General features: G+C 72.6%; 22 protein-coding genes. 12 read left to right on the forward strand and 10 right to left on the reverse strand.

What is annotated here, in order from left to right; all coding sequences use genetic code 11:
* Positions 1–64: 64 nt before the first annotated feature.
* Positions 65–2,227 (reverse strand): transketolase, encoded by a 2,163-nt coding sequence (gene tkt, locus OHL10_RS05160; RefSeq protein WP_265521114.1) that lies wholly within the window; start codon positions 2,225–2,227, stop codon positions 65–67.
* A gap of 554 nt (positions 2,228–2,781) precedes the next feature.
* Between tkt and OHL10_RS05165 the strand changes: the two genes are divergently transcribed.
* The 12 genes from OHL10_RS05165 (at position 2,782) to OHL10_RS05220 (ending at position 13,937) form a co-directional block, all read left to right on the forward strand.
* Complete coding sequence (locus tag OHL10_RS05165) at positions 2,782–3,666, forward strand: heme o synthase (RefSeq protein WP_265521441.1); 885 nt, start codon at positions 2,782–2,784, stop codon at positions 3,664–3,666.
* A gap of 78 nt (positions 3,667–3,744) precedes the next feature.
* Entirely contained in the window at positions 3,745–4,653 is a 909-nt protein-coding gene (gene xerD / locus OHL10_RS05170; RefSeq protein WP_425498963.1) for a site-specific tyrosine recombinase XerD, read from the forward strand.
* 142 nt (positions 4,654–4,795) lie between these two features.
* Positions 4,796–5,644: a ParA family protein gene (locus OHL10_RS05175; RefSeq protein ID WP_265521442.1), complete on the forward strand. Its 849-nt coding sequence runs from the start codon at positions 4,796–4,798 to the stop codon at positions 5,642–5,644.
* Positions 5,628–6,539: a segregation and condensation protein A gene (locus tag OHL10_RS05180; RefSeq protein WP_265521116.1), complete on the forward strand. Its 912-nt coding sequence runs from the start codon at positions 5,628–5,630 to the stop codon at positions 6,537–6,539. The genes OHL10_RS05175 and OHL10_RS05180 overlap by 17 nt, the downstream gene beginning before the upstream one ends.
* Positions 6,540–6,553: 14 nt before the next feature.
* The gene (gene scpB, locus OHL10_RS05185; protein WP_265521443.1) at positions 6,554–7,285 is read left to right on the forward strand and encodes an SMC-Scp complex subunit ScpB; all 732 of its coding nucleotides are present in this window, start codon (positions 6,554–6,556) and stop codon (positions 7,283–7,285) included.
* Positions 7,282–8,376: a pseudouridine synthase gene (locus OHL10_RS05190; RefSeq protein ID WP_265521117.1), complete on the forward strand. Its 1,095-nt coding sequence runs from the start codon at positions 7,282–7,284 to the stop codon at positions 8,374–8,376. Before scpB ends, OHL10_RS05190 begins: the two co-directional genes overlap by 4 nt.
* Before the next feature lie 95 nt (positions 8,377–8,471).
* Positions 8,472–8,834, forward strand: coding sequence for a chorismate mutase (aroH, locus tag OHL10_RS05195; protein ID WP_265521118.1), 363 nt, complete (start codon positions 8,472–8,474; stop codon positions 8,832–8,834).
* A complete protein-coding gene (gene cmk / locus OHL10_RS05200) occupies positions 8,831–9,592 on the forward strand; it encodes a (d)CMP kinase (protein WP_265521119.1) in 762 nt (253 codons plus the stop codon). The genes aroH and cmk overlap by 4 nt, the downstream gene beginning before the upstream one ends.
* Positions 9,589–10,308: a lysophospholipid acyltransferase family protein gene (locus OHL10_RS05205; protein WP_265521120.1), complete on the forward strand. Its 720-nt coding sequence runs from the start codon at positions 9,589–9,591 to the stop codon at positions 10,306–10,308. The genes cmk and OHL10_RS05205 overlap by 4 nt, the downstream gene beginning before the upstream one ends.
* Positions 10,305–11,297 (forward strand): EamA family transporter, encoded by a 993-nt coding sequence (locus OHL10_RS05210; RefSeq protein ID WP_265521121.1) that lies wholly within the window; start codon positions 10,305–10,307, stop codon positions 11,295–11,297. The genes OHL10_RS05205 and OHL10_RS05210 overlap by 4 nt, the downstream gene beginning before the upstream one ends.
* Before the next feature lie 31 nt (positions 11,298–11,328).
* Positions 11,329–12,882 (forward strand): ribosome biogenesis GTPase Der, encoded by a 1,554-nt coding sequence (gene der, locus OHL10_RS05215; RefSeq protein WP_265521122.1) that lies wholly within the window; start codon positions 11,329–11,331, stop codon positions 12,880–12,882.
* Positions 12,879–13,937: a hypothetical protein gene (locus OHL10_RS05220; protein ID WP_265521123.1), complete on the forward strand. Its 1,059-nt coding sequence runs from the start codon at positions 12,879–12,881 to the stop codon at positions 13,935–13,937. The genes der and OHL10_RS05220 overlap by 4 nt, the downstream gene beginning before the upstream one ends.
* Before the next feature lie 49 nt (positions 13,938–13,986).
* On the opposite strand, the gene OHL10_RS05225 is transcribed toward OHL10_RS05220, so the two are convergent.
* The 9 genes from OHL10_RS05225 to OHL10_RS05265 all read right to left on the reverse strand — a co-directional run bounded on the left by OHL10_RS05225 (position 13,987) and on the right by OHL10_RS05265 (position 23,369).
* On the reverse strand, positions 13,987–15,843 hold the full coding sequence (locus OHL10_RS05225) for an amidase family protein (RefSeq protein WP_265521124.1): 1,857 nt from the start codon (positions 15,841–15,843) through the stop codon (positions 13,987–13,989).
* Positions 15,844–15,911: 68 nt separating this feature from the next.
* Positions 15,912–16,706: a cohesin domain-containing protein gene (locus tag OHL10_RS05230; protein WP_265521125.1), complete on the reverse strand. Its 795-nt coding sequence runs from the start codon at positions 16,704–16,706 to the stop codon at positions 15,912–15,914.
* Positions 16,707–16,935: 229 nt separating this feature from the next.
* Positions 16,936–17,787 carry a 5-dehydro-4-deoxy-D-glucuronate isomerase gene (gene kduI, locus OHL10_RS05235; RefSeq protein WP_265521126.1) on the reverse strand — a complete coding sequence of 284 codons (852 nt, stop codon included), beginning with the start codon at positions 17,785–17,787 and terminating at the stop codon, positions 16,936–16,938.
* Positions 17,788–17,858: 71 nt separating this feature from the next.
* Entirely contained in the window at positions 17,859–18,623 is a 765-nt protein-coding gene (gene kduD, locus OHL10_RS05240) for a 2-dehydro-3-deoxy-D-gluconate 5-dehydrogenase KduD (protein WP_322645521.1), read from the reverse strand.
* Positions 18,620–19,519, reverse strand: a complete 900-nt coding sequence (locus OHL10_RS05245; protein ID WP_265521127.1) for a fumarylacetoacetate hydrolase family protein — start codon at positions 19,517–19,519, stop codon at positions 18,620–18,622. Before OHL10_RS05245 ends, kduD begins: the two co-directional genes overlap by 4 nt.
* Positions 19,516–20,691 carry a glycoside hydrolase family 88 protein gene (locus tag OHL10_RS05250; RefSeq protein WP_265521128.1) on the reverse strand — a complete coding sequence of 392 codons (1,176 nt, stop codon included), beginning with the start codon at positions 20,689–20,691 and terminating at the stop codon, positions 19,516–19,518. The genes OHL10_RS05245 and OHL10_RS05250 overlap by 4 nt, the downstream gene beginning before the upstream one ends.
* A gap of 79 nt (positions 20,692–20,770) precedes the next feature.
* A complete protein-coding gene (locus OHL10_RS05255) occupies positions 20,771–21,499 on the reverse strand; it encodes a DUF624 domain-containing protein (protein ID WP_265521129.1) in 729 nt (242 codons plus the stop codon).
* Between the two features lie 5 nt (positions 21,500–21,504).
* Positions 21,505–22,410 (reverse strand): carbohydrate ABC transporter permease, encoded by a 906-nt coding sequence (locus OHL10_RS05260; protein WP_425498964.1) that lies wholly within the window; start codon positions 22,408–22,410, stop codon positions 21,505–21,507.
* Entirely contained in the window at positions 22,410–23,369 is a 960-nt protein-coding gene (locus tag OHL10_RS05265; protein ID WP_265521130.1) for a carbohydrate ABC transporter permease, read from the reverse strand. Before OHL10_RS05265 ends, OHL10_RS05260 begins: the two co-directional genes overlap by 1 nt.
* Between the last annotated feature and the right edge of the window lie 17 nt (positions 23,370–23,386).

A 23,386-nucleotide genomic window follows, 5' to 3' on the forward strand; every position in this document is an offset into this window, starting at 1 on the left:
TGGGTCTGACGGCCCGGGAGGGGACGGACGTCGGCCCGTCCCCTCCCGGAAGCCTACAAACGGATCAGAGCTGGTCGCCGGTCCCGCCCTGGGAGGGGACCGCTGCGCCGCCCGGTGCCGCGCCGTCGCGGGCTGCGGCGATCGACTCCTTCGCGGCGGCGGCCACGGCCTCGGCGGTGATGCCGAACTCGCGGTAGAGGACCTTGTAGTCCGCGGAGGCCCCGTAGTGCTCGAGGCTGACGATGCGGCCGGCGTCGCCGACGAGGTCGCGCCAGCCCTGCCCGATGCCCGCCTCGACGGACACGCGGGCGGCGACGCCCGCGGGGAGCACGGACTCGCGGTAGGCGGGGTCCTGGGCGTCGAACCACTCCCGGCTCGGCAGCGACACGACCCGTGCCGCGACACCCTCGGCGGCGAGCTGCTCGCGCGCCGCCACGGCCAGCTGCACCTCGGAGCCGGTGCCGATGAGGATGACGTCGGGCGTGCCGTCGGTGTCGAGCAGCACGTAGCCGCCACGCGCGGTGCCGGACGCGTCCGCGTACCCGTCGGTGCCGCGCGGGAACGTCGGGACGTTCTGGCGCGTGAGCACGAGGCCGGCGGGCCGGTCGTCGTGCTCGAGGATCGTGCGCCAGGCCCAGGCGGTCTCGTTGGCGTCGGCGGGTCGCACGACATCGAGGCCGGGGATGGCGCGCAGCGCGGCGAAGTGCTCGATCGGCTGGTGCGTCGGGCCGTCCTCGCCGAGCCCGATCGAGTCGTGCGTCCACACGAACGTCGACGGGATCTCCATGAGCGCGGCCAGGCGCACCGCGGGACGCATGTAGTCGCTGAAGGTGAGGAACGTGCCGCCGTAGGCGCGGGTCCCGCCGTGCAGCACGATGCCGTTGAGGATCGAGCCCATGGCGTGCTCACGGATGCCGAAGTGCAGCGTGCGGCCGTACTCGTGGCCGGGGAACTTCTTGGTGGAGTGCTCGACGGGCACGAACGACGGCTGTCCGTCCATGGTCGTGTTGTTCGAGCCTGCGAGGTCGGCCGAGCCGCCCCAGAGCTCGGGCAGGGTGTCCGCCAGTGCGGACAGGACCTTGCCGGAGGCAGCACGGGTGGCGACGTCCTTGCCGGCCTCGAAGGTCGGCAGGGAGTCGGTCCAGCCGGCCGGCAGCTCGCGGGCGGTGAGGCGCTGCAGGAGGGCGTCGCCCTCGGGGTTCGCGGTCTTCCACGCGTCGAACGCCGTGTTCCACCGCTCGCGGAGGTCGCTCTGGCGCTCGCCGACGGCGCGGGTGTGGGCCAGGACCTCGGCGGGCACGGCGAAGGTCGCCTCGGGGTCGAGCCCGAGCTCTTCCTTCAGGCCGCGGATCTCGTCGGCGCCCATGGCGGAGCCGTGGATGCCACCGGTGTTCTGCTTGGTGGGCGAGGGCCAGCCGATGATGGTGCGCAGCGCGATGATCGACGGCTTGCCGGTCTCGGCCTGGGCGGCCGCGACCGCGGCGGCGAGGCCGTCGACGTCCTCGGCGTAGCCGGTGCCGCCCTGGGTCCAGTCGACGCGCTGGGTGTGCCAGCCGTACGCCTCGTAGCGCGCGAGCACGTCCTCGGTGAACGCGATGTCCGTGTCGTCCTCGATCGAGATCTTGTTGTCGTCCCAGATCACGACGAGGTTGCCGAGCTGCTGGTGCCCGGCGATCGACGAGGCCTCGGAGGTGACGCCCTCCTGCAGGTCGCCGTCCGAGGCGATGACGTACACGTGGTGGTCGAACGGGCTCTCGCCGGGGGCGCTCGAGGGGTCGAGCAGGCCGCGCTCGCGGCGCGCGGCCATCGCCATGCCGACGGCGGAGGCGAGGCCCTGGCCGAGGGGGCCCGTGGTGATCTCGACGCCGTTCGTGTGCTTGTACTCGGGGTGTCCGGGGGTCTTCGAGCCCCAGGTGCGCAGCGCGGCGATGTCCTCGACCTCGAGGCCGTAGCCGGCGAGGAACAGCTGGAGGTAGATCGTCAGCGAGGAGTGGCCCGCGGACAGGACGAAGCGGTCGCGCCCCGTCCAGTGCGAGTCGCTGGGGTCGTGGCGCATGACCTTCTGGAACAGCAGGTAGGCGGCGGGCGCGAGGGAGATGGCGGTCCCCGGGTGCCCGTTGCCGACCTTCTCGACGGCGTCTGCGGCCAGCGCCTTGATCATCTTGACCGCCTGGTCGTCCAGGTCGGACCACTCGAGGGGCTGGTTGGCAGGAACGAACGCGTTCACCGGACCTCTTTCCTGTCCGGAGCCTCGCCCCGGATCGTCGTCGAACAGCTCGGAGCAACCGTTGAACTATTTCCTGCCGTGGGCCGCGCGGGGCCGGGGCCGCGGTGTGCGGGCCGGCCGAGACCGGGCGCACAGGCGGAGCGTGCACGCCGCAGGGCGAGGCAGGAGGTGTCAGTTGCGCTCCTCAGCCTATACGCGCACCCGCACCGACGTTCCAGGGCGACCACACCGTGGATCACCGTGCGCACGGCGAACGATCCCGTCGGGCGGGCCACGAGCACGTCGCGACCCGTCGAATCTCACACCGTGCGCGGCGTGCGCGCGGCGTGCTCGTGGAGTGCCACGACGTACGATGAGGCGTGGGCCACGCGCCGCGGCCCCCACCGCGGGCGCTCGTGGCGTCAGCCGTTGACCACGAAGAACCTCGCCAGAACGGAACACCGAAGCGCGTGCACACCACGAGCCAGGCACCGATCGACGAGACGGGTGTCCCGTCTCCCGCCGTCGCGACCTCCGCGGACTCCCGGGTCCCGGCGGCGGCGACCACCCTCGACCTGGTGCGCAGCCGCGTCGGCGCGTACGTGGCGCTGACGAAGCCGCGGGTCATCGAGCTGCTGCTGGTCACGACCGTCCCGACGATGATCCTCGCCCAGGGCGGCTTCCCGTCGTTCGGCCTCGTGGTCGCGACGCTGCTGGGCGGGACCGCGGCCGCGGCGTCGGCGAACGTCTTCAACTGCTACCTCGACCGTGACATCGACGAGGTGATGAACCGCACCAAGCGCCGCCCGCTGGTCACGGGGGAGGTGACCCCACGGGCCGCGCTCGTCTTCGCGACCGTCCTCGGGGTCCTGGCGCTCGTGTGGTTCTCGTGGCAGGTGAACGCGGCGTCGGCGTGGCTGACGTTCGCGGCGATCGCGATCTACGTCGTCGGCTACACGATGATCCTCAAGCGCCGCACGCCGCAGAACATCGTCTGGGGCGGCATCGCGGGGTGCATGCCCGTGTTCATCGGCTGGTCGGCGGTCACGGGCTCGCTCAGCTGGGCGGCCCTCGCGCTGTTCCTCGTCATCTTCTTCTGGACGCCGCCGCACTACTGGCCGCTGTCGATCAAGTTCCGCCGGGACTACGCGGAGGCCGGCGTGCCGATGCTCCCGGTGGTCGCGGACAACCGCAAGGTCGCCCGCGAGATGGTGCTCTACACGGTCGCCATGATCGCGTCCTCGCTCGCGCTGTGGCCGCTGGCGGGCATGACGTGGGTGTACGGCCTCGTGGCGCTCGCCCTCGGCGCCTGGTTCCTCTCGTCGTGCGTGACGATGCTGCGCCGGGCGAACGACCCGACCCGCGGCAAGCTCGGTGCGATGAAGGTCTTCCACGCCTCGATCACGTACCTCACCCTGCTCTTCGTGGCCGTGGCCGTCGACGTGTTCCTCCCCTTCTGACGGGCGGGCGGTGTGACGCGAGGGAGCGTGCACGAGGACGCTCCGGCCCCACCCGTTCCGGGGGGACTGGAGCGTCCGTTGCGCGAGTACCTGGCGCACGTCGCTGTCGAACGCGGCCTCTCGGTCAACACGGTCGCGGCCTACCGGCGTGACCTGACGCGCTATGTCGCCTACCTCGCCGGCTGCGGCCGCACGGGGCTCGGCGACGTCGACGCCGACGACGTCGCCTCCTACGTCACCGCGCTGCGGACCGGGTCCGACGGCGGCAGCCCCCTCTCGCCGTCGTCCACCGCGCGCTCGGTGGCGGCCGTGCGCGGCTGGCACCGCTTCTGCGCGGCGGAGGGCATGACCCCGACGGACCCGGCGACCGACGTGCGGCCCCCCGCGCTCGGCAAGCGGCTGCCCAAGGCGATCTCGACCCAGGAGGTCGAACGGATCCTCGAGGCCGCCGGTGCGGGCGACGGCCCGGGGCCGCTGCGCGACCGTGCGCTGCTCGAGCTCGTCTACTCCACGGGGGCGCGCATCACGGAGGCCGTGACCCTCGACGTCGACGACATCGACCTCGACGGTGGTGCCGTCCGGCTCTTCGGCAAGGGCAGCAAGGAGCGGGTCGTGCCGGTCGGGTCCTACGCGCGGCGCGCGATCGACGCGTACCTCGTGCGCGCCCGCCCGCACCTGTCACGCCAGGGGAGCGGCACCCCCGCGCTGTTCCTCAACACGCGCGGCGCGCGGCTGAGCCGGCAGAGCGCGTGGGCGGTGCTCCGTGGCGCGGCCGAGCGTGCGGGGATCGACCGCCCCGAGCGGATCTCCCCGCACACCCTGCGGCATTCGTTCGCCACGCACCTGCTCGCGGGCGGCGCCGACGTGCGTGTGGTCCAGGAGCTCCTGGGGCACGCGTCGGTGACCACGACGCAGATCTACACGCTCGTCACGCGCGACGCGCTGCGCGAGGTCTACGCCTCCGCCCACCCGCGCGCGCTCGGCTGACCGGTCCACAGGTTCTGCGCGCTCCCGGCGCGTGCAGACGTGCGGGCGCGGCCCCTGGGGTACCGTGGCGAGCGTGAGTAGCCAGGCCCCGAGCGAGACCACGACCGACAGCTCGACGGACCCCTCGACGGCGCCCGTCGGTGTGTCGGCGCCCCTCGACCCTGCCGGCCGCGAGCTCCCGCAGTTCGCGGACCCCGCGCCCCTGTCCGGGCACGGCCCGGCGCGCATCATCGCGATGTGCAACCAGAAGGGCGGCGTCGGCAAGACCACGACGACGATCAACCTGGGCGCCGCGCTCGCGGAGTACGGGCGCCGGGTCCTCCTCGTCGACTTCGACCCGCAGGGTGCGGCGTCGGTCGGCCTCGGGGTCAATCCGCACGACCTGGACCGCACCGTCTACAACCTGCTCATGGACCGGGCCGTGACGGCCCACGACATCGTCGTCCAGAGCAACGTCCCGGGCCTGGACCTGCTGCCCGCGAACATCGACCTGTCCGCGGCCGAGGTCCAGCTCGTCGGCGAGGTCGCCCGCGAGTCCGTGCTGTCCCGGGTGCTGCGACCGATCGCCGACGAGTACGACGTGATCCTCGTCGACTGCCAGCCGTCGCTCGGCCTGCTCACCGTCAACGCGCTCACCGCGGCGCACGGGGTGCTCATCCCGCTCGAGTGCGAGTTCTTCGCCCTGCGGGGTGTCGCGATGCTCGTGGAGACCATCGAGAAGGTCCGCGACCGGCTCAACCCGCTGCTCGAGGTCGACGGCATCCTCGCCACGATGTACGACTCGCGCACGCTGCACTCGCGCGAGGTGATCGCCCGCGTCCACGAGGCGTTCGGCGACAAGCTTCTGCACACCGTGATCGCCCGCACCGTGAAGTTCCCGGACGCGTCGGTGGCGGCCGAGCCCATCACCGTGTACGCCCCGAACCACGCGGGCGCTACCGCCTACCGGCAGCTGGCCCGGGAGCTGGTAGCACGTGGCGACGCCGCCTGACACGACACCGGTCGCGACCGTCCCGACCGGCTTCGAGGTGCACCTGGAGAACTTCTCCGGGCCGTTCGACCTGCTGCTGTCGCTCATCATGAAGCACAAGCTGGACATCACCGAGGTGTCGCTCGCGCAAGTCACCGACGAGTTCATCGCGTACATCCGCGCGGCCGACGCGCCCGCGACGCGGCGCGGGGTCCGCGGCGGCTGGGCGCTCGGGACCGCGAGCGAGTTCCTCGTCGTGGCGGCGACACTCCTCGACCTCAAGGCGGCACGGCTGTTGCCGGCCGGTGACGTGGAGGACGCCGAAGACCTCGAGCTCCTCGAGGCCCGCGACCTGCTCTTCGCCCGCCTCCTGCAGTACCGCGCGTACAAGCAGGTGGCCGCCGTCATGGCCGAGCGTCTCGCGACCGAGGGCCGCCGGTTCCCGCGCGTCGTGCAGCTCGAGCCGGCGTTTGCCGCGCTGCTGCCGGACCTCGTCTGGCAGCTCGGGCCCGACCAGCTCGCGGCGCTCGCCGCCGACGCGCTCGCGCCCAAGCCGCCACCGCCCGGCGTCGACCTCGCCCACCTGCACGCGCCGGCCGTCAGCGTGCGCGAGCAGGCCGGGTTCCTCGTCGACCGGCTGCGCCACGAGGGCGCCGCGACGTTCCGTGCCCTGGTGGCCGACGCGGGCGAGACGGTCGTGGTCGTGGCGCGGTTCCTCGCGCTGCTCGAGCTGTTCCGTGAGGGCGTCGTGGGCTTCGACCAGGTGACGGCGCTCGGCGAGCTGACGGTGCGCTGGACGGGCAGCGAGGACGCGCAGACCGAGGACGTCCTGGGCGAGGTCGGCACGGAGTTCGACGGCGACGCGGAGTTCGACGCCGTCGACGGGGCCGATGATGACACGGAGGGATCGCGGTGAGCGACGACGCGACCATGGACGAACCTGACGCCGTGCACGACGTGCACGACCTCCCGGGCGGGGCGAGGGCGGCTCTCGAGGCGGTGCTCATGGTCGCCGACGAGCCGATCCCGGCCGTGCGGCTGGCCGCGGCGCTCGGGCTCCCGACCGGTGAGGTTGACGACCTCCTCGTGTCGCTGGCGGAGGAGTACCGCGGCGAGCACGGCTTCGCGCCGCGCGGGTTCGAGCTGCGCGAGGCAGGCGGCGGGTGGCGCGTCTACTCGGCGCCCGCGTTCGCCGAGGTCGTCGGGCGGTTCGTGCTGGAGGGGCAGACGGCCCGTCTCACGCAGGCCGCTTTGGAGACCCTCGCCGTCATCGCGTACCGTCAGCCGGTCACCCGCGGTCAGGTCTCGGCCGTCCGGGGGGTGAACGTCGACGGCGTGGTCCGTACGCTCTCCACGCGTGGGCTCGTCGCCGAGGTGGGTCAGGACCCGTCGACCGGGGCGGTCCTGTACGGGACCACGGGGTACTTCCTGGAACGGATGGGCTTCACGAGCCTCGACGAGTTGCCGCACCTGGCACCGCACCTGCCGGACATGGAGACCCTCGACGGGCTCGACGCGTTCGGCGGTCTCGGGCCGCGTCACGAGCCCGCCGGACGTGACGATCACCACGATCACGCCGACGGCGCCGGCACGAGCACCGACGTCAGCACCGACACCAGCACCGCGGGTCGCACCGCACCGACGACCGAAGGACGATCATGAGCAGCAGGCAGCACCAGGGCGAGGGGTCCGGTCGCGCGTCGGGCGGGTCGAGGTCGAACGAGGGCAGGTCCGGTCAGGCACGGTCGGGCCAGGGCAGGTCCGGCCAGGCGCGTTCCACCCAGCCACGGTCGGGTCAGGCGAGGCCTGACCAGGCAGGGGCCGGTCGGACGCAGTCCGGCCAGCCGCGACCGGGCGAGGCCGACGACGGGCGTCCCCGCCGGTCCACCGGTCGGCCCGACGGCGGGTCCCCCCGCGGGGGCGGCCGTGCCACCGGACGTGGCACGGGGCGCGGGGCCGCTGGGGCGTCGCGTCCTGCCCGTGCGCGCCGCGCGGCGCCGGAGAGCCCGCCTCGCGACGTCCACGTCGCCGACGGTGTGCGGCTGCAGAAGGTCCTCGCCTCGGCGGGCGTGGGGTCGCGCCGTGCGTGCGAGGACCTCATCTCGGACGGCCGCGTCGAGGTCGACGGCGTGCGGGTGACGGAGCTCGGCGTGCGCGTCGACCCGGAGCGCGCCGTCGTGCACGTCGACGGGATGCGTCTGCAGCTCGACACGACGAAGATCACGCTCGCGTTCAACAAGCCGCTCGGTGTGGTCTCGACCATGCACGACCCCGAGGGGCGTCCGTCGCTGCAGGAGTTCGTCGCGAACCGCACGGAGCGTCTCTTCCACGTCGGTCGCCTCGACGCGGACAGTGAGGGCCTGCTGCTGCTCACCAACGACGGTGAGCTCGCGAACCGGCTCGCGCACCCCAAGTACGAGATCCCCAAGACGTACCTCGTGACCCTCGAGGGCCGCGTGGCGGGCAACACCGCGAACAAGCTGCTGCACGGCGTCGAGCTCGAGGACGGGCCGGCCCGCGTCGACCGATACCGGGTCGTCGACTCGACCCCGCAGGCCAGCCTCGTGGAGGTCGAGCTGCACGAGGGCCGTCACCGCATCGTGCGGCGGATGTTCGAGGAGGTCGGGTACCCCGTGACCCAGCTGCTGCGGACCCGCATCGGTCCGATCCACCTGGGCAACCTGCGTCCCGGCACCACCCGCGTGCTGGGCCGTACCGAGCTCGGCACCCTCATGAGCGAGGTCGCGCTCTAGGGCGTCACCACCTCGTCCGACCACCTGTCCGCACGTCATCAGCAGCACGCCGCCGTGCACCGGCGCCGCGCACCACCTACCGAGGAGCACGATCTATGCCGGTCCGGGCCATCCGAGGAGCGACGCAGCTCGAGACGGACGAGCGCGAGCACCTCTTCGAGCGCACGCGCGAGCTCGTCCGGGCGGTGCTCGACGCGAACGCCGTGGACTCCGACGCGCTCATCTCGATCTTCTTCACCTGCACCCCCGACCTCACGTCGGACTTCCCGGCCGCTGCGGCCCGGGAGATGGGGCTCGGTGACGTGCCGCTGATGTGCGCGGTCGAGCTCGACGTCCCGCACGCGCTGCCGCGCGTCGTGCGGCTCATGGCGCACGCCGAGCTCGCGGTCGAGCGGGCCGACGTGGCGCACGTCTACCTCCACGGTGCGACGTCCCTGCGCAAGGACCTGGCCCAGTGAGCGCCGACCGCGACCCAGCCGTCGCCGCGCTCGGCAGCCCACTGGTCGTCGCGATCGACGGGCCGTCGGGCTCGGGCAAGTCCAGCGTCTCGCGCGCGGTCGCCGGTCGTCTCGGTGTCGCGTACCTCGACACCGGGGCCATGTACCGCGCGGCGACCTGGTGGTGCCTGCGGCGGGGTGTGGACCTCACCGACGCCGACTCGGTCTCCCGGGCCGTGCGCGTCATGCCGCTCGTCATGGGGATCGACCCCGCTGCACCCGGTGTGCACGTCGACGGCACCGACGTCAGCGAAGCCATCCGCACCACCGAGATCTCCACGGCCGTGAGCGCGGTCGCGACGAACCTCGACGTGCGCAGCGAGCTGCGCCGACTGCAGCGTGCCGCGATCGACGCCGAGCGCGAGCCCGGGTCGTTCTCCGGCGGACGCGGGATCGTCGCGGAGGGCCGCGACATCACGACGGTCGTGGCACCCGACGCCGACGCGCGGATCCTGCTCACGGCGAGCGAGGAGGCGCGCCTGGCCCGGCGCGCCCTCGACGTGCACGGCGAGGCCGGCGAGGCAGCGGTCGCGGCCACGCGTGACCAGGTCCTGCGGCGCGACCGCGACGACTCGGCCGTCTCCCAGTTCCACGTCGCCGCGGACGGTGTGGTGACGGTGGACTCGTCCGACCTCGACTACGAGCAGACGATCCAGGCCGTGCTCGACGTCATCGAGCAGGTCGCCGGGCGCCCCCAGGGCGCCGACCCGGCACGATGAGCGCCGCGGCCGCGCCGGCGGGTGCGGTCCCCTCGCCGGTCGGGCCGGCGTGGTCGCGGTGGGTGGGCCGGTTCCTCGCGCGGGCGGTCTGGGCCACCGGCGTCGAGGGACGTGCGTACGTCCCGGCCGACGGACCGGTGCTGCTGGCCGCCAACCACACCGGGCTCGTCGACGGACCCGTCGTGCTCGGCGTCGCGCCCCGGCCGGTGCACATCCTCGTCAAGGAGGAGATGTTCTCGGGCCCCGTCGGCCTCGTGCTGCGTGCAGCCGGGCAGATCCCCGTCGACCGCCCCGCCACCGGTACCGGCGGCCGGGCCGCGCTCGCCACGGCGCTCGCGGTCCTGCGCCGCGGCGGGGCCGTCGGTGTGTTCCCGGAGGGGAACCGCGGTCGGGGGGACGCGGTCTCGGCCCGCGCGGGTGTCGCCTGGCTCGCGCTCAACGGGCACGCGCCCGTCGTGCCGGTCGCCGTGCTCGGCACGCGGCGCACGGGTGAGGGCGTGGCCCACGTCCCCGGGTTCCGGCGTCGGCTGCACGTCGAGTTCGGGCCCCCGCTGCACCTCGAGCGGCAGCCCGGCGTCAGCGGGCGGCAGGCGCTCGTCGACGCGAACGAGCAGATCCGGCTCGCTCTCGTCGAGCTCGTGACGGCGGCCTCGGCCCGCACCGGGATCGCGCTGCCGACGGACGACCCCAACCGGGAGCGCGGAGCGGCCCGATGAGCCCGTCCGCGCCCGCCGGCACGTCGTCGCCGGGGGCGGGCCTGCTGCTCGGCCTGGCCTCCGCGCTCGCCTTCGGGGCGAGCGGGCCGTTCGTCAAGCCCCTGCTCGAGGCCGGGTGGACGCCCGGTGCCGCCGTCCTCGCCCGCGCCCTGGGCGCGGCGCTCGTGCTGGCACCGTTCGCGCTCGTCGCGCTGCGGGGCAGCCACCGGCTGCTCCGGCAGGAGTACCGGCTCGTCGCGGGGTTCGGGCTCGTCGCCGTCGCGGGCACCCAGCTCTGCTACTTCGCGGCCGTCGAGCGGATGCCGGTCGGGCTCGCCCTGCTCATCGAGTACCTCGCGCCCGTGCTGCTCGTGGGCCTCGCCTGGGTGCGTACCCGGCGTGTCCCGCCGGCGATCACGCTCGTCGGCTCGGCGGTCAGCATCGCCGGGCTGGTCCTCGTCGTCGACCTCTCCCGCGGACGCCCCGACCTGCTGGGCATCCTCTTCGCGCTGGGCGCGGCCGTCGGTGTCGGCACCTACTTCGTGCTGTCCGCGCGCCCGACCCGGCTGCCGCCGGTGGCGCTCGCGGCGAGCGGGTTGGCGGTGGGCGCCGCGGCGCTCGGGACGGCGGGGGCCGTGGGCGTCCTGCCGCTCGCCGCCCCGCGGGTCGACGTCGTCCTGTGGGACACGGTCGTGCCCTGGTTCGTGCCGCTCGCGGTCGTCGTGGTGATCGCGACGGCGTTCGCGTACGTGTCGGGGGTCGCCGCGGTCGTGCGGATGGGGGAGCGCCTCGCCTCGTTCGTCGGGCTGTCGGAGGTGCTCTTCGCGGTCCTCCTCGCGTGGCTCCTGCTGGCGGAGGTGCCGAGCCTCGTCCAGCTTCTCGGAGGCCTGTGCATCGTGGCCGGGGTGGTGCTGATCCGCCTCGCCCCGGCGTCGGCGGTGCTGCCCGGGCACGGCGCCCCGGCACCCCGCGACCGGTCCGCGACCGACACCCCGGACCCCACGGTTTAGCGCTGGGGCGTTCGCCTGGGAGAATGGCCCCATGACCACTCCTGACCCCGCCCAGTCCGCCGACCAGGCACCGGTGAACCACGACGGCGAGGCCATCACGTCCGACGACTCAGCCGTCGTCTCGCCGATCGACGCACCCCCGACCATCGATGACGAGGTCGCGCACGAACGCGCCCTGCGCGTCGGTCTCGACGAGTACGAGCTCGAGGACGCCGACCGCGCCCTCATCGACGGCGAGCTCGACGAGGACGGTGACCACGTCCCCGAGGCGCCGGCACCGGTCCTCGCGGTCGTCGGCCGCCCGAACGTCGGCAAGTCCACGCTCGTCAACCGCATCCTCGGGCGCCGCGAGGCCGTCGTCGAGGACCGCCCCGGCGTGACGCGCGACCGTGTGAGCTACCCGGGCGAGTGGGCCGGCCGCCGGTTCACCCTGGTCGACACGGGCGGCTGGGAGGTCGACGTCGCCGGCATCGAGGCACGCGTCGCCGAGCAGGCCGAGGTCGCGATCTCCCTCGCGGACGCCGTGGTGTTCGTCGTGGACGCCATGGTCGGCCCGACCGCCACCGACGAGCGGGTCGTGCGGATGCTGCGCGCCTCGGGCAAGCCCGTCGTGCTGTGCGCCAACAAGGTCGACGGACCGCGCGGCGAGGCCGACGCGGCGTCGCTGTGGAGCCTCGGGCTCGGTGAGCCGCACGCCGTCTCGGCGCTGCACGGCCGCGGGACGGGTGACCTGCTCGACGCCGCCATGAAGGCGCTGCCGACCGAGTCCGAGCACGGTGAGCTGCGACCGGACGGCCCGCGCCGGGTCGCCCTCGTCGGCCGCCCGAACGTCGGCAAGTCGTCCCTGCTGAACAAGATCGCCGGCTCCGAGCGCGTCGTCGTCGACGAGGTCGCGGGCACGACGCGCGACCCGGTCGACGAGCTCGTCGAGCTCAAGGGCATCCCGTACTGGTTCGTCGACACCGCGGGCATCCGCCGACGGGTGCACCAGACGAAGGGTGCGGACTTCTACGCCTCGCTGCGCACGCAGGCCGCGATCGAGAAGGCCGAGGTCGCGGTCGTGCTCCTCGACGCGTCCAACCCGCTCACCGAGCAGGACACCCGCGTGCTGTCCCAGGTGGTCGACGCCGGTCGTGCGCTGGTCATCGCGTACAACAAGTGGGACCTCATGGACGACGACCGCCGTCCCTACCTGGAGCGCGAGATCGAGAAGGAGCTCGTGCAGCTCCAGTGGGCGCCGCGCGTCAACGTCTCGGCCCGCACGGGCTGGCACACCGAGCGCCTGGTGCCCGCGCTCGAGCGCTCGCTCGAGTCGTGGGACAAGCGCATCCCGACGGGCCGGCTCAACGCGTTCCTCGGTGAGCTCGTCGCTGCCCACCCGCACCCTCTGCGCGGCGGCAAGCAGTCGCGCATCCTCTTCGCGACGCAGGCCTCCACCCGGCCCCCGCGCTTCGTCATCTTCGCCACGGGCTTCATCGAGGCCGGCTACCGCCGGTTCATCGAGCGTCGCCTGCGCGAGACCTTCGGGTTCGACGGCACGCCCATCGAGATCAGCGTGCGCGTGCGGGAGAAGCGCAAGCGGTGAGCGACGGCGCGGGGCTGTCGCGTCGCGCCCGGATGCTGCGCGCCGGTGTCGCGCGCGACACGGCCGCCGTGCGGCACCTGGTGACGTTCCTCGTCGTCGGGGTGGCGACCGTGCTCGGCACGCGCTTCTACCTCGCGGCGGCGAACTACCCGCAGGTCGGCGGTGGTGACCTGCACGTCGCGCACGTGCTCTGGGGCGGTCTCGGCATGGCCCTGGGCATCGTCGTGCTGCTGTCGTTCGTCGGCCCCGCGCTGCGGTCGCTGGGCGCGGTGCTCAGCGGCGTCGGCTTCGGGCTGTTCGTCGACGAGATCGGCAAGTTCGTCACGAGCGACAACGACTACTTCTACCAGCCGACGGCGGCGCTCATCTACGGCGTGGTCGTCGTGCTGGTCCTCGTGACCGAGGCGCTGCACGGGCGTCGGCGCCACCACCCGGCGGAGTATCTCGCGGTCGCGACCGACCGGGCGGTCGCCGGCATCGCGGGCGGCTTCACCGACGTCGCGCGCGCCGAGGCGCGCACGCTCGCCGAGCGCGGTCGCGGGGAGCCTGCGGCCGACGAGGTCCTGGCGCTCGTCGAGGCCGTCCCACGTGACGACGTCGACGTCCCCGACCCTGTCCGTGCGCTCGTGCGCCGCGCGGCGGCGTGGTTCACCGCGGCGCTCGAGCACCGGTGGACCGCCGTCGTGGTGGTCGTCGCCGTGCTCGGCGCGGCGGCCGGCTCGCTCGCCGCCGGGGTGCGTGTGCTCGTCGGCGACGTGGACGTCCCGACCTGGGTCGGGCTCGGGATCGTCGTGGGTGTGGCGGTGACGGTCGCGTGCGTCGTCGCGGGGCTGCTCGTCGGCCGCGACGACCGCCGCGCGGGCGCCGTGTGGGTACGCCGCGGGGTGCTCGTCTCGTTGCTCGTCACCCAGCTTCTCGCCTTCCGCGCCGTCGAGTGGGTCGCGGTCGCCGGGCTCACGGTCGACCTCCTCGTCCTCGCGGCGCTCGGCGCCGCGCTGGGGCGCGACGACGAGCAGCGCACCCGCCACGGACGGACGGGTGCCGCCGCTCGGTGAGCGACGGCACCCGGTCCTGTGCCGGGTCGTTTCCCCGGCAGACGTTCCCTCAGTCGAGCGCCGGGTAGAGCGCCGGGCTCGTCCGGGCTTCCGTCGCCTGCTCGAGCGCGAAGCCGAGCCCGAGCAGCGTGCCCTCCGAGAAGTCCCGGCCGAGGAGCTCCAGGTTCACCCCGCCGCCCGTGACGGTGCCGTCGGCCGCGACGGCCTGCCCGACGGGCACCGATACCGACGGCAGACCCGTGTTCGGGCCGAGCCGCAGGTTCGTGCCCTGCGTGCCGTAGGGGTTGCCGCTGGGGTAGACGAGCGCGTCGAGGTCGGCGTCGTCGAGCATCGCGGTGACGAGCACCTTGCCTTCGGCGAGGACCTTCGTGTGGGTGCCCTCCGGGCCCGCCCACGCCTCGTACGTCGCCTCCGTGACCGCTGCGCGCCCCACGTACGTCGAGCGGCGTGAGGTGACGAACCGGCCGGAGTCGAGCACGTCGTCGAGCGTGCGGGCCTCGACGCCCGGTGCCAGGTGCGTCGCGACGTACTCGTCCAGGTCGTGCCGGAACTCGTTCGTGCTGCCGCTGCCCTCGCCCAGGACGCTGGTGAACCCGTTGGGCAGCACCGGCGAGGACGACGTCGGGGGCGTCACCTCGACCACGGTCGCTCCCAGGCTCTCGAGCGTGGTGACCGTCTCGGCCCACAGGCGCCGGGTCGTGGTGTTGTTCCCGAGCATGGACGGCACGTAGCCGATCCGGGCGCCGTCGAGCGCGTCGGCGTCGAGGGAGGCCGTGTAGGACTCGGGGACCTTGCCCTCCTGGCGTGCCGTGACCGGGTCGGCCGCGTCGATCCCGACGACGGCGTCCAGCGCGACCGCGGCGTCCGTGACGCTGCGGGCCATGGGGCCACCGGTGTCCTGGCTGAGCGCGAGCGGGACGATCCCGTCCCGGCTCGCGAGGCCGATGGTCGGGCGCACCCCGACGAGCTGGTTGTACGACGACGGCACCCGGATCGAGCCGCCCGTGTCCGTGCCGAAGCCGATGCCCGCGAGGTTCGCGGCGATCGCCGCTCCCGTGCCGCCGCTCGACCCGCCCGCGGTCCTGCTCGTGACGTACGGGCTCGCGACCAGGGTGGTCTGCCCGGCCGGCTGGTACGCCGAGTACTCCGAGGCGAACCCGAAGGCGAACTCGTCGAGCGTCGCCTTCGCGAGGATCACCGCACCGTCGCTCCGCAGGCCCTCCACCATGGTCGCGTCGGTCGAGGTCTGGTTGTCGTCCCAGCATCCGCACCCGGCGGTCGTGGGCATGTCGTGGGTGTTGTAGTTGTCCTTGAGCGCGATCGGTACACCGAGCAGCATGCTCGTCATGCCGACGGACTCCCGGATCGCGTCGGCCTCGGCCGCCGCGTCCAGCGCGACGTCGCTCGTCGTGATGATCGAGTGCAGCGGACGGCCACCGTCCGCCGTGTCGACGAGCGTCGTGTCGTACGCCGCGATGCGGTCCAGGTACGCCTGCGTGATCTCCACCGACGTCGTGACGCCGGCGTTCATGGCCGACTGCATCGCGACGACGTCCGCCTCCACGAGCTCGAACGGCCCGTCGTCGTAGACCATCCGCTGGGAGACGCCCGCGAGGTCGGCGACCGTCAGCGCGCCGTCCCCGTCGACGTCGACCGCGGCCAGCTCGTCCCAGCCCGGGTCGGCGTCGGTCGCGCCGAGGTTCTCCGCCACGACCGCGAGATCGTCGGCCGTGACCTGACGGTCGCCCGTGAGGTCGAGCTCGGTGTAGTACGGGGCGAGGAGCGTCGCCGTGGCGGGCTCGGGGGCGCTCGCAGCCGGGGCCGCGGTCGCGACGCCGAGGACGAGCCCCGAGAGAGTGACGACGACGGCGCCTGCGGTCACCGCACGCCGGTGGTGTGGGGTCACGGACCTGTCCTTCAGGGTCGAGGGGACGGCGGCGGGGGCGGTGCCGCCGAGAACCGGGACGGTACGGCTCATCGCGACATCACCGCCCGGCGGCGGACGAGGACGATGCCGCTCACGACGGCGAGGAGTGCGATGGCCACGAAGGTCCCGACTGCCGCACCGGTCGAGGCGAGCGAGCCACCGGTGCCGTCGGCGTCGCCGCCGGACGACGCGCCCGGCGACGGCTCCGACGACACGGGAGCTGCGCTCGTGGTGTCGTCGGTGGGCTCGGACGGGTCGGTCGGCCCGGGGTCGACCGGGTCCGTCGTGGGCTCCGGCTCGCCGGGCTGCTCGACCGCCGCGATCGTGATCGTGGCAGCGGCGGCGTCCTCGACGAGGAGGGTCTCCCCGTCGGCGCCGACGAGGCCGACGCTCACCACGTCGACGGTGGTGTCGATCGAGGTGCCCGACCCACCTGTGACCCCGTCTGTCACCGTGAAGCTCAGCGCCGCGAGGGTCAGGTCGCCCTCGAGACCGGGGGAGGACCCGAGCCGGGTGTGGGTGAGGACGACGACGCCCTCGTCACCGGTCACGTCGTCGAACCCGCCCTCCGGCAGCGTCACTCCGTCCAGGTCGGGGGTCAGGAGGTCGGCGTCGTAGGCGAGCACCACCTCGTAGGCGTAGAGGTCGCTCACGGCCGAGGCGGTGAGCGTCACGTCGAACTCGTCACCGGCGCTCGCGGCGGCCGGAACATCGAGGGTGAAGGTGTCGACGTCGGGCACGGCGGCCGCAGGTGAGGCGGCCAGCGCGGTCGCCGCGACGGCGAGCCCGAGGCCCCAGACGGACGCCCGCAGGGTCGCGGGTCGTGGGAGAGAGACGGACATGGGTGGGATTCCTTTCCTCGGCCTGCGGCGACGTGTCGACGCGCTGCCAGACCGTGGGTGGACGCGGTGTGCCCCCTGACGTCCGGAATGCTGTCAGGTGACTGTTTCCCACCCGTTTCCTGTGTGTTAGCGCAAACACCTCGGCGTCCGTCAGGGCCCGGACGCACGAATGCCGACCGGGTGAAAACCCGGTCGGCATCCGTGTGTGGAGCGCGGCAGCGCCTGGCGGTCAGCGCATGGCGGCCACGGGGAACCCGTCCATGTCGTCGAACGACTGGTTCTCGCCGGCCATGGCCCAGACGAAGGCGTACGCGGCGGTCCCGACCCCGGAGTGCACGGACCAGCTCGGGGAGATGACCGCCTCGCGGTCGCCGACGAGCAGGTGGCGGGTCTCGGTCGGTTCACCGCACAGGTGCACGACCCGGGCGTCTGCCGGCAGGTCGAAGTACAGGTAGCACTCGGTGCGGCGGGCGTGGGTGTGCGCCGGCATGGTGTTCCACATGCTGCCGGGGTGCAGCTGCGTCACGCCCATGACGATCTGGCAGGACTTCACGCCGTTCTCGTGGATGTACTGGTTGAGGGAGCGCCGGTTGGACGTCACCTGGTCGCCGAGCTCGCGGACCGTGCCCTCGCCCGGGAGCGTCAGGACGGTCGGGTACGTGGTGTGCGCGGGCGCGGAGAAGAGGTAGAACGCGGCGGGCTCTCCGGACTCCTCGCCGGATGCCGTGTCGGCGTTCGCGAAGACGACCTCGCGCACACCCCGCCCGACGTACAGGCAGGCGCCCTTGGGCAGCTCGTGGACCTCGCCGTCGGTCGTCACGGTGCCGGCGCCGCCGACGTTGACGATGCCGATCTCGCGGTGCTCGAGGAAGAAGTCGCTGCGGATCTCGTCGTACGTGGGCAGCGGCAGCGGCGCGTCACCGGCCGGGACCGCTCCGCCGAGGACGACGCGGTCGTGGTGGGTGTAGGTGACGTTCACCTCGCCCGGGACGAACAGGTCCTGGACGAGGAACCGGTCGCGCAGCTCGGTGGTGTCGGCACCCTTGATCTGGTCGGGGCTGGTCGCGTAGCGCTGGTGCACGGTACGTGTCTCCGTTCGGTGGATCGGTGGATCGGCAGGTCAGGTGGTCGGGGGGTGGACGGCCGCGGTGCTCAGCGCACGAGCCAGCCACCGTCGACGGGGACGATCGCCCCGTGCACGTAGGCCGAGGCGTCGGAGGCGAGGAAGACGAACGTCCCCTGCAGGTCGGCGGGCATGCCCCAGCGCCCGGCGGGGATGCGCTCGAGGATCGTCCGCTCGCGGGCCTCGTCGGCACGGATCGGCGCGGTGTTGTCGGTGGCGATGTAGCCGGGGGCGACGGCGTTGACGTTGACGCCCCGGCCGGCCCACTCGTTGGCCAGCGCCTTCGTCAGACCGGCGACGGCGTGCTTGGAGGCGGCGTAGCCGGGCACGAGGATGCCGCCCTGGAATGAGAGCATCGAGGCGACGTTGATGATGCGCCCCGAGCCACGCTCGAGCATGCGCCGCCCGGCGGCCTGCGAGAGGTGGAACACGGCGTCGAGGTTGACGGTCAGGACGGTGTCCCAGTCCTCCGTGGGGTGCTCGGCGGCCGGTGCGCGCCGGATGGTCCCGGCGTTGTTGACGAGCACGTCGACGCTGCCCAGCGCCTCGACGACCTCGGCGACCGCCGCGTCGAGCTCGGCGGGCGTGGCGGTCGCGAGGTCGCGCTGCACGGTGTGCACGCGGCGTCCGGTGGCCTCGACGAGCGCGACGGTCTCGGTGGGTACCGTCCGGTCGAGCAGGGCGACGTCGGCACCGGCCTCGGCGAGTGCGACGGCGGCGCCCTGGCCGAGGCCGCGGCTGGAGCCGGTGACGAGCGCGACCTTGCCGTCGAGACGGAACTTCTCGAGGATCATCGGTTCTCTCCTTCGCTGCGGTCCGCGTCGACGAACCGGGTCGTGAGGGCCAGGGGGTGCTCGCCGAGCACGACGCGGATCGTCACGGCATCGCCGTGGGCGAGCGGGCGGTGCGCGGCGAGCGCCTCGGGCAGCTTCTGCGGGGTCCCGGTCGAGATGACGTCGCCCGGCTCGAGGGTCATGACCTCGCTGAGGTAGTGCACGAGGAACGGCAGGGTGAAGACCATCGTCGACGTGCTCTGGGACACGGTGACGACGCCGTCCCGCTCGACCTCGACCAGGAGGTCGTGGAAGTCGGGGACCTCGTCGGCCGTGACGAGCGCCGGGCCGAGCGGGCCGAACCCGTCGAAGCACTTGCCGAGCTCCCACTGGCTCGAACGGCCCTGCCACCCGCGGTCGGAGACGTCGTCGAACAGCGTGTAGCCGGCCACGTGGTCCATCGCGTCGGCGACGCTCACGCGGTGGGCGCGCCGGCCGATGACGACGGCGATCTCACCCTCGTAGTCGACGTCGTCCGCCGCGGCCGGCAGCGCGACCGCGTCGTCCGGTCCGCACAGCGTGTTCGGCGTCTTGACGAACACGTCCGGGTACGCCGGGTCGTCGCCGTGGGGGTCGGCGCCGGCGGCGACGTGCCCCCGGTAGTTGTACCCGAGGCACAGGATCTTCCCGGGTCGGACCGGGGGACCGAGCCGCACGCCGTCGGCCGGCGGCAGGTCGGCCGGCGCGTGGTGCGCGTGCGCGACGGCGGCGCGCACCCGGGCGGTGGCGCCCGGGTCCGCGAGGACGTCCGCGAGCGCGGCCTGGCCGACGACCGGGGTGAGGTCGAGCAGGCGCTCGGTGGCGCCGTCGGGCACGAGTGCGGCGGGACGCCCGTCGAGCGTCGTGACGAGCCTCACCAGTACCGCGTCCAGGCCGGGAGGGTGTGGCGCACGAGTGCCTCGAGGTAGAAGTAGTCGCCCCAGAGGCTGCCCTCGTCGACACCGATGTTCTTCGGGGCGTCGTAGACCGAGTGCAGGAGGAGGGCGTCGGAGTCCACGCCCTCGGCGGCCGGGGTGTAGTGCTCCACGAGCGCGCGGAGCATCTCGGCGGCGGCGACCGCGTACTTCTCGGCCTTGGCCGGGTCGGTCTGCAGCGAGGCGAGCTCGTGCAGGCCGCAGGCCGCGATGGCGGACGCGGAGCTGTCGCGCGGGGCGTCGCTGCCGTCGGTGTAGACGAGGTCCCAGTAGACGACCTTGTCGTCGGGCAGGTGCGCGAGGAAGTAGTCCGCGCAGCGCTCGGCCGAGCGCAGCAGCGCCGGGTTCCCGGTCGCCCGGTAGTTGAGCGCGAAGCCGTAGATGCCCCACGCCTGGCCGCGGGCCCAGCACGAGTCGTCCCCGGCGCCCTGCTCGGTGGCGCCGTGCAGCGCCTCGCCCGTGACCGGGTCCCAGTAGAAGGTGTGGAACGTCGAGTCGTCGTCGCGCAGGACGTGCTCGGCGAGCTGTGCGGTGTGGCGGCGCACGGCGTCGTCGAAGCGCTCGGCGCCGCTCTGCTCGCCGGCCCACGTGAGCAGCGGCATGTTCATCAGGCTGTCGACGATCGTGCGGCCTCGCTGGGCGGGGTCGGACAGGTCGCCCCACGCCTGGAGGATCCCGGCGGGCTCGAGGAACCGCACCATGAGGTGGTCGGCGGCCTCCAGCGCTGCCTGGCGGGCGACCGTGTCGCCCGTCAGGCGCCACGGGGCCACGCAGGACAGCGTGTAGAGGAAGCCGAGGTCGTGCGTGAGGAGGTCCTCGCCCTGCGCGACGCGGCGCGCGAAGTCCTGCACGTGCTCCTCGCCGGCGCGGCGGAAGTCCTCGTCGCCCGTCAGCTCGTAGGCGAGCCACTGCATGCCGGGCCAGAAGCTGGTCGTCCAGCCCCGGTTGCCGCCGAGCGGGAACTCCTCGGTGGCGGGGCGCGGCAGATAGCGCCCGTCGGTCGTGGTGTCGTCCGGGTAGCGGGAGCCGAACGTGGCGATGTTGCGACGGACCGTGGTGAGCGCGGCGTCGACGGCGGGTGCGAGCTCGGTGGCGAGCTCGGTGGCTAGCGTCATCAGGAGAACTTCCTTCTGGTCGCCCGAGCGTGCGGGCGGGATGTCGAGCGGACTGAGTGTCGTGGGGGCTCGGGGCAGGTCAGGGACCGGCGGCCGGTCGCGGGGTGAGCGTGGCGTTCAGCGCGTAGCGGGTCGCTCCCCACGCCGCGAACAGCAGCGGCGCCAGCGCGACGCCGAGCCCGACGGCCGGGCGGGCCGCGACGAGCGAGGCGAGCATGCTGAGCACGACCAGGCTCGGCAGGGTCAGGTACCACCGGCGGACGCCGACGAACAGCGCGACCCGGAACAGGTCGCGCAGACGAGCCTCGGGGTGGTCGGGGAGCGCCGTCGCGGCGACGAGTGCCGTGACGACGGTGAGCACGGTGAGCATCGCGAACACCGGGATCGCCACGGCCCCGACGATGCTGCCCCACACGGCGGCGATGTCGACGGCGAGGATCACGACGAGCGCCGTGCTCAGGACGCCGAGCACGAGGGACCGTCGCCACTGGCGGCGGTAGGTGCGCCAGAACGTGCGCACCACCTGCGTCGACGCGTCGGACGTGAACGCGGAGAACACGCCGAACGCCGCCACCACCGCTGGTGTGCAGAACGGCACCACGAGCGCCAGCACCGGCCAGGACGTCGCCGGGTCGGTCGTCATGGCGAGCACGACGAGCGGGAAGCAGGCGACGACGAGCATCACGTTCGTCGCGAGCCCGGTGTAGACGGTGCTGAAGATCAGGTCGTAGGTGTCCTGGGAGACGAACCGCCTGCGCGGGCGGTGCACACCGGGGGACGCCGTCGCTGCCGTCGCTGCCGTCGTCATCGCGGTCACCCCTTCACACCGGTCGAGGCGATGCCTTCGACGAAGTACCGCTGCCCGAGCAGGAAGATGATCGCGACCGGCAGCACCGACAGGACCGAGCCGGTCATGATGAGCGCGTGCTCGGCGTTGTACTGGCCGATGAAGCTCTTGAGGCCGAGCTGGATCGTCCAGAGGTCCGGGCTGCGCAGGTAGATCAGCGGGCCGAGGTAGTCGTTCCAGGTGTTGACGAACATCAGGAGCGTGAGGCTCGCGATCGCGGGGACCGACAGCGGCATGATGATCCGTCGCCAGATCCCGTACTCGCTCAGACCGTCGATGCGAGCAGCCTCGCTGAGCTCCTCGGGGATCGACTCGAAGTACTGCTTCATGAGGAACACACCGAAGGCGCTGAAGGTCTGCAGCGCGATGATGGCCCACAGGGTGTTCGACAGGCCGACGTTCGACAGCATGATGAACTGCGGGATCATGTACGACTGCCACGGCACGGCGATGGTGCCGATGTAGAGCACGAAGAGCGCGTCGCGGCCCTTGAAGCGCATCTTGGAGAACCCGTAGGCGGCGAAGCTGCCGGTGACGACCTGGAGCACGGTGACGGTGACCGACAGGATCAGCGTGTTCTTGATCCACGTCGTCATGTCCGACCGAGCCCAGATGTCGAGGTAGTTCTGCCAGACGATCGGGTCGGGGATCCAGGTCACCGGGACGGTGAAGACCTGGTTGTTCGTCTTGAGCGACGAGATGACCATCCACGCGAAGGGCAGGAGGATCGCGGCGGCGGCCACGATCATGGCGCTGTAGCCGAGCGCCTTGGCGACCGCGGAGCGGCCGGCGTCCCGAGGGCGGCGGTTGAGCGGGTTGAGCGTGGCCGGTACCGGCGCTGCAGCGGGGGTCGGGGTGTCGAGCGTCGCCATCAGGACTCCCTCCTCTTGTTCGCGATGAACTGGATGATGGTCACGACGAGGCAGATGGCGAAGAGCGCGACGGAGACTGCGGACGCGTAGCCGAACTGGTTCTCGACGAAGCCCTTCTGGTAGATGTACTGGCTCAGCACGAGTGTCGACTGGCCCGGCCCGCCGTTGGTCATGACGAGGATCAGGTCGAAGATCTTGAAGCTCTGGATGGTGAGCATCACGGTGACGAAGAACATCGTCGGGCGCAGCCCGGGGAGCGTGACGTTCCAGAACCGCTGCCAGGCGTTGGCCCCGTCCATGCGCGCCGCCTCGTAGAGCTGCGCCGGTACGGTCTGCAGGCCCGCGAGCAGCAGGAGCATGTAGTAGCCCATCTCACGCCACACGCTCACGAGGATGACCGCGGGCATCGCCCAGGTCGCGCTCGTCGTCCACCCGGGAGGGTTGTCGATGCCGATGGCGCGCAGGAACTGGTTGATCGGCCCGAACTCGGGGCTGAAGAGCATGTTCCAGACGACGGCGATCGCGACGACCGACGTGATGTAGGGGAAGAAGGCGACGGTGCGGAAGAAGGCGACCCCGCGCAGCTTGCGGTTGAGCAGCAGGGCGAGCCCGAGGGACGCGGCGAGCGTCAGGGGGATGTGGAACACCGAGTAGTAGAAGGTGTTGAACAGAGCCTTCTGGAAGCTGGCGTCACCGAAGAGGCGCGTGTAGTTGTCGAGCCCGGTCCACTGCGCGGCCCCGAACACGTTCCAGTTGGTGAACGAGACGTAGAACAGCGCGAACACCGGGATGAGGGTGAGCACGGCGAAGCCGATGAAGTTCGGCAGGATGAAGCTCCACCCGATGAGGGTGTTGCGCAGCTTGAGCTTGCGTCCGGCACGGTTGCGTCCGGTACGCGGGCCGTCGGGGCCTGGTCCGACTGCGCCGGGCGATCGCTCGTCGGCGGCGATGGTCGCCATGAAGGACTCCTGTGTCT

Origin of the sequence: Oerskovia flava, assembly GCF_026163685.1 — a bacterium.
GTDB lineage: Bacteria > Actinomycetota > Actinomycetes > Actinomycetales > Cellulomonadaceae > Oerskovia_A > Oerskovia_A flava.

Coding starts and splice junctions, on each gene's coding strand:
- OHL10_RS05190 (WP_265521117.1), top strand. CDS start 7,282: ATGAGCAGCAGGCAGCACCAGGGCGAGGGGTCCGGTCGCGCGTCGGGC.
- OHL10_RS05230 (WP_265521125.1), bottom strand. CDS start 16,706: ATGTCCGTCTCTCTCCCACGACCCGCGACCCTGCGGGCGTCCGTCTGG.
- OHL10_RS05255 (WP_265521129.1), bottom strand. CDS start 21,499: ATGACGACGGCAGCGACGGCAGCGACGGCGTCCCCCGGTGTGCACCGC.
- OHL10_RS05210 (WP_265521121.1), top strand. CDS start 10,305: ATGAGCCCGTCCGCGCCCGCCGGCACGTCGTCGCCGGGGGCGGGCCTG.
- der (WP_265521122.1), top strand. CDS start 11,329: ATGACCACTCCTGACCCCGCCCAGTCCGCCGACCAGGCACCGGTGAAC.
- aroH (WP_265521118.1), top strand. CDS start 8,472: ATGCCGGTCCGGGCCATCCGAGGAGCGACGCAGCTCGAGACGGACGAG.
- OHL10_RS05265 (WP_265521130.1), bottom strand. CDS start 23,369: ATGGCGACCATCGCCGCCGACGAGCGATCGCCCGGCGCAGTCGGACCA.
- kduD (WP_322645521.1), bottom strand. CDS start 18,623: ATGATCCTCGAGAAGTTCCGTCTCGACGGCAAGGTCGCGCTCGTCACC.
- scpB (WP_265521443.1), top strand. CDS start 6,554: ATGGACGAACCTGACGCCGTGCACGACGTGCACGACCTCCCGGGCGGG.
- OHL10_RS05260 (WP_425498964.1), bottom strand. CDS start 22,410: ATGGCGACGCTCGACACCCCGACCCCCGCTGCAGCGCCGGTACCGGCC.
- OHL10_RS05205 (WP_265521120.1), top strand. CDS start 9,589: ATGAGCGCCGCGGCCGCGCCGGCGGGTGCGGTCCCCTCGCCGGTCGGG.
- OHL10_RS05250 (WP_265521128.1), bottom strand. CDS start 20,691: ATGACGCTAGCCACCGAGCTCGCCACCGAGCTCGCACCCGCCGTCGAC.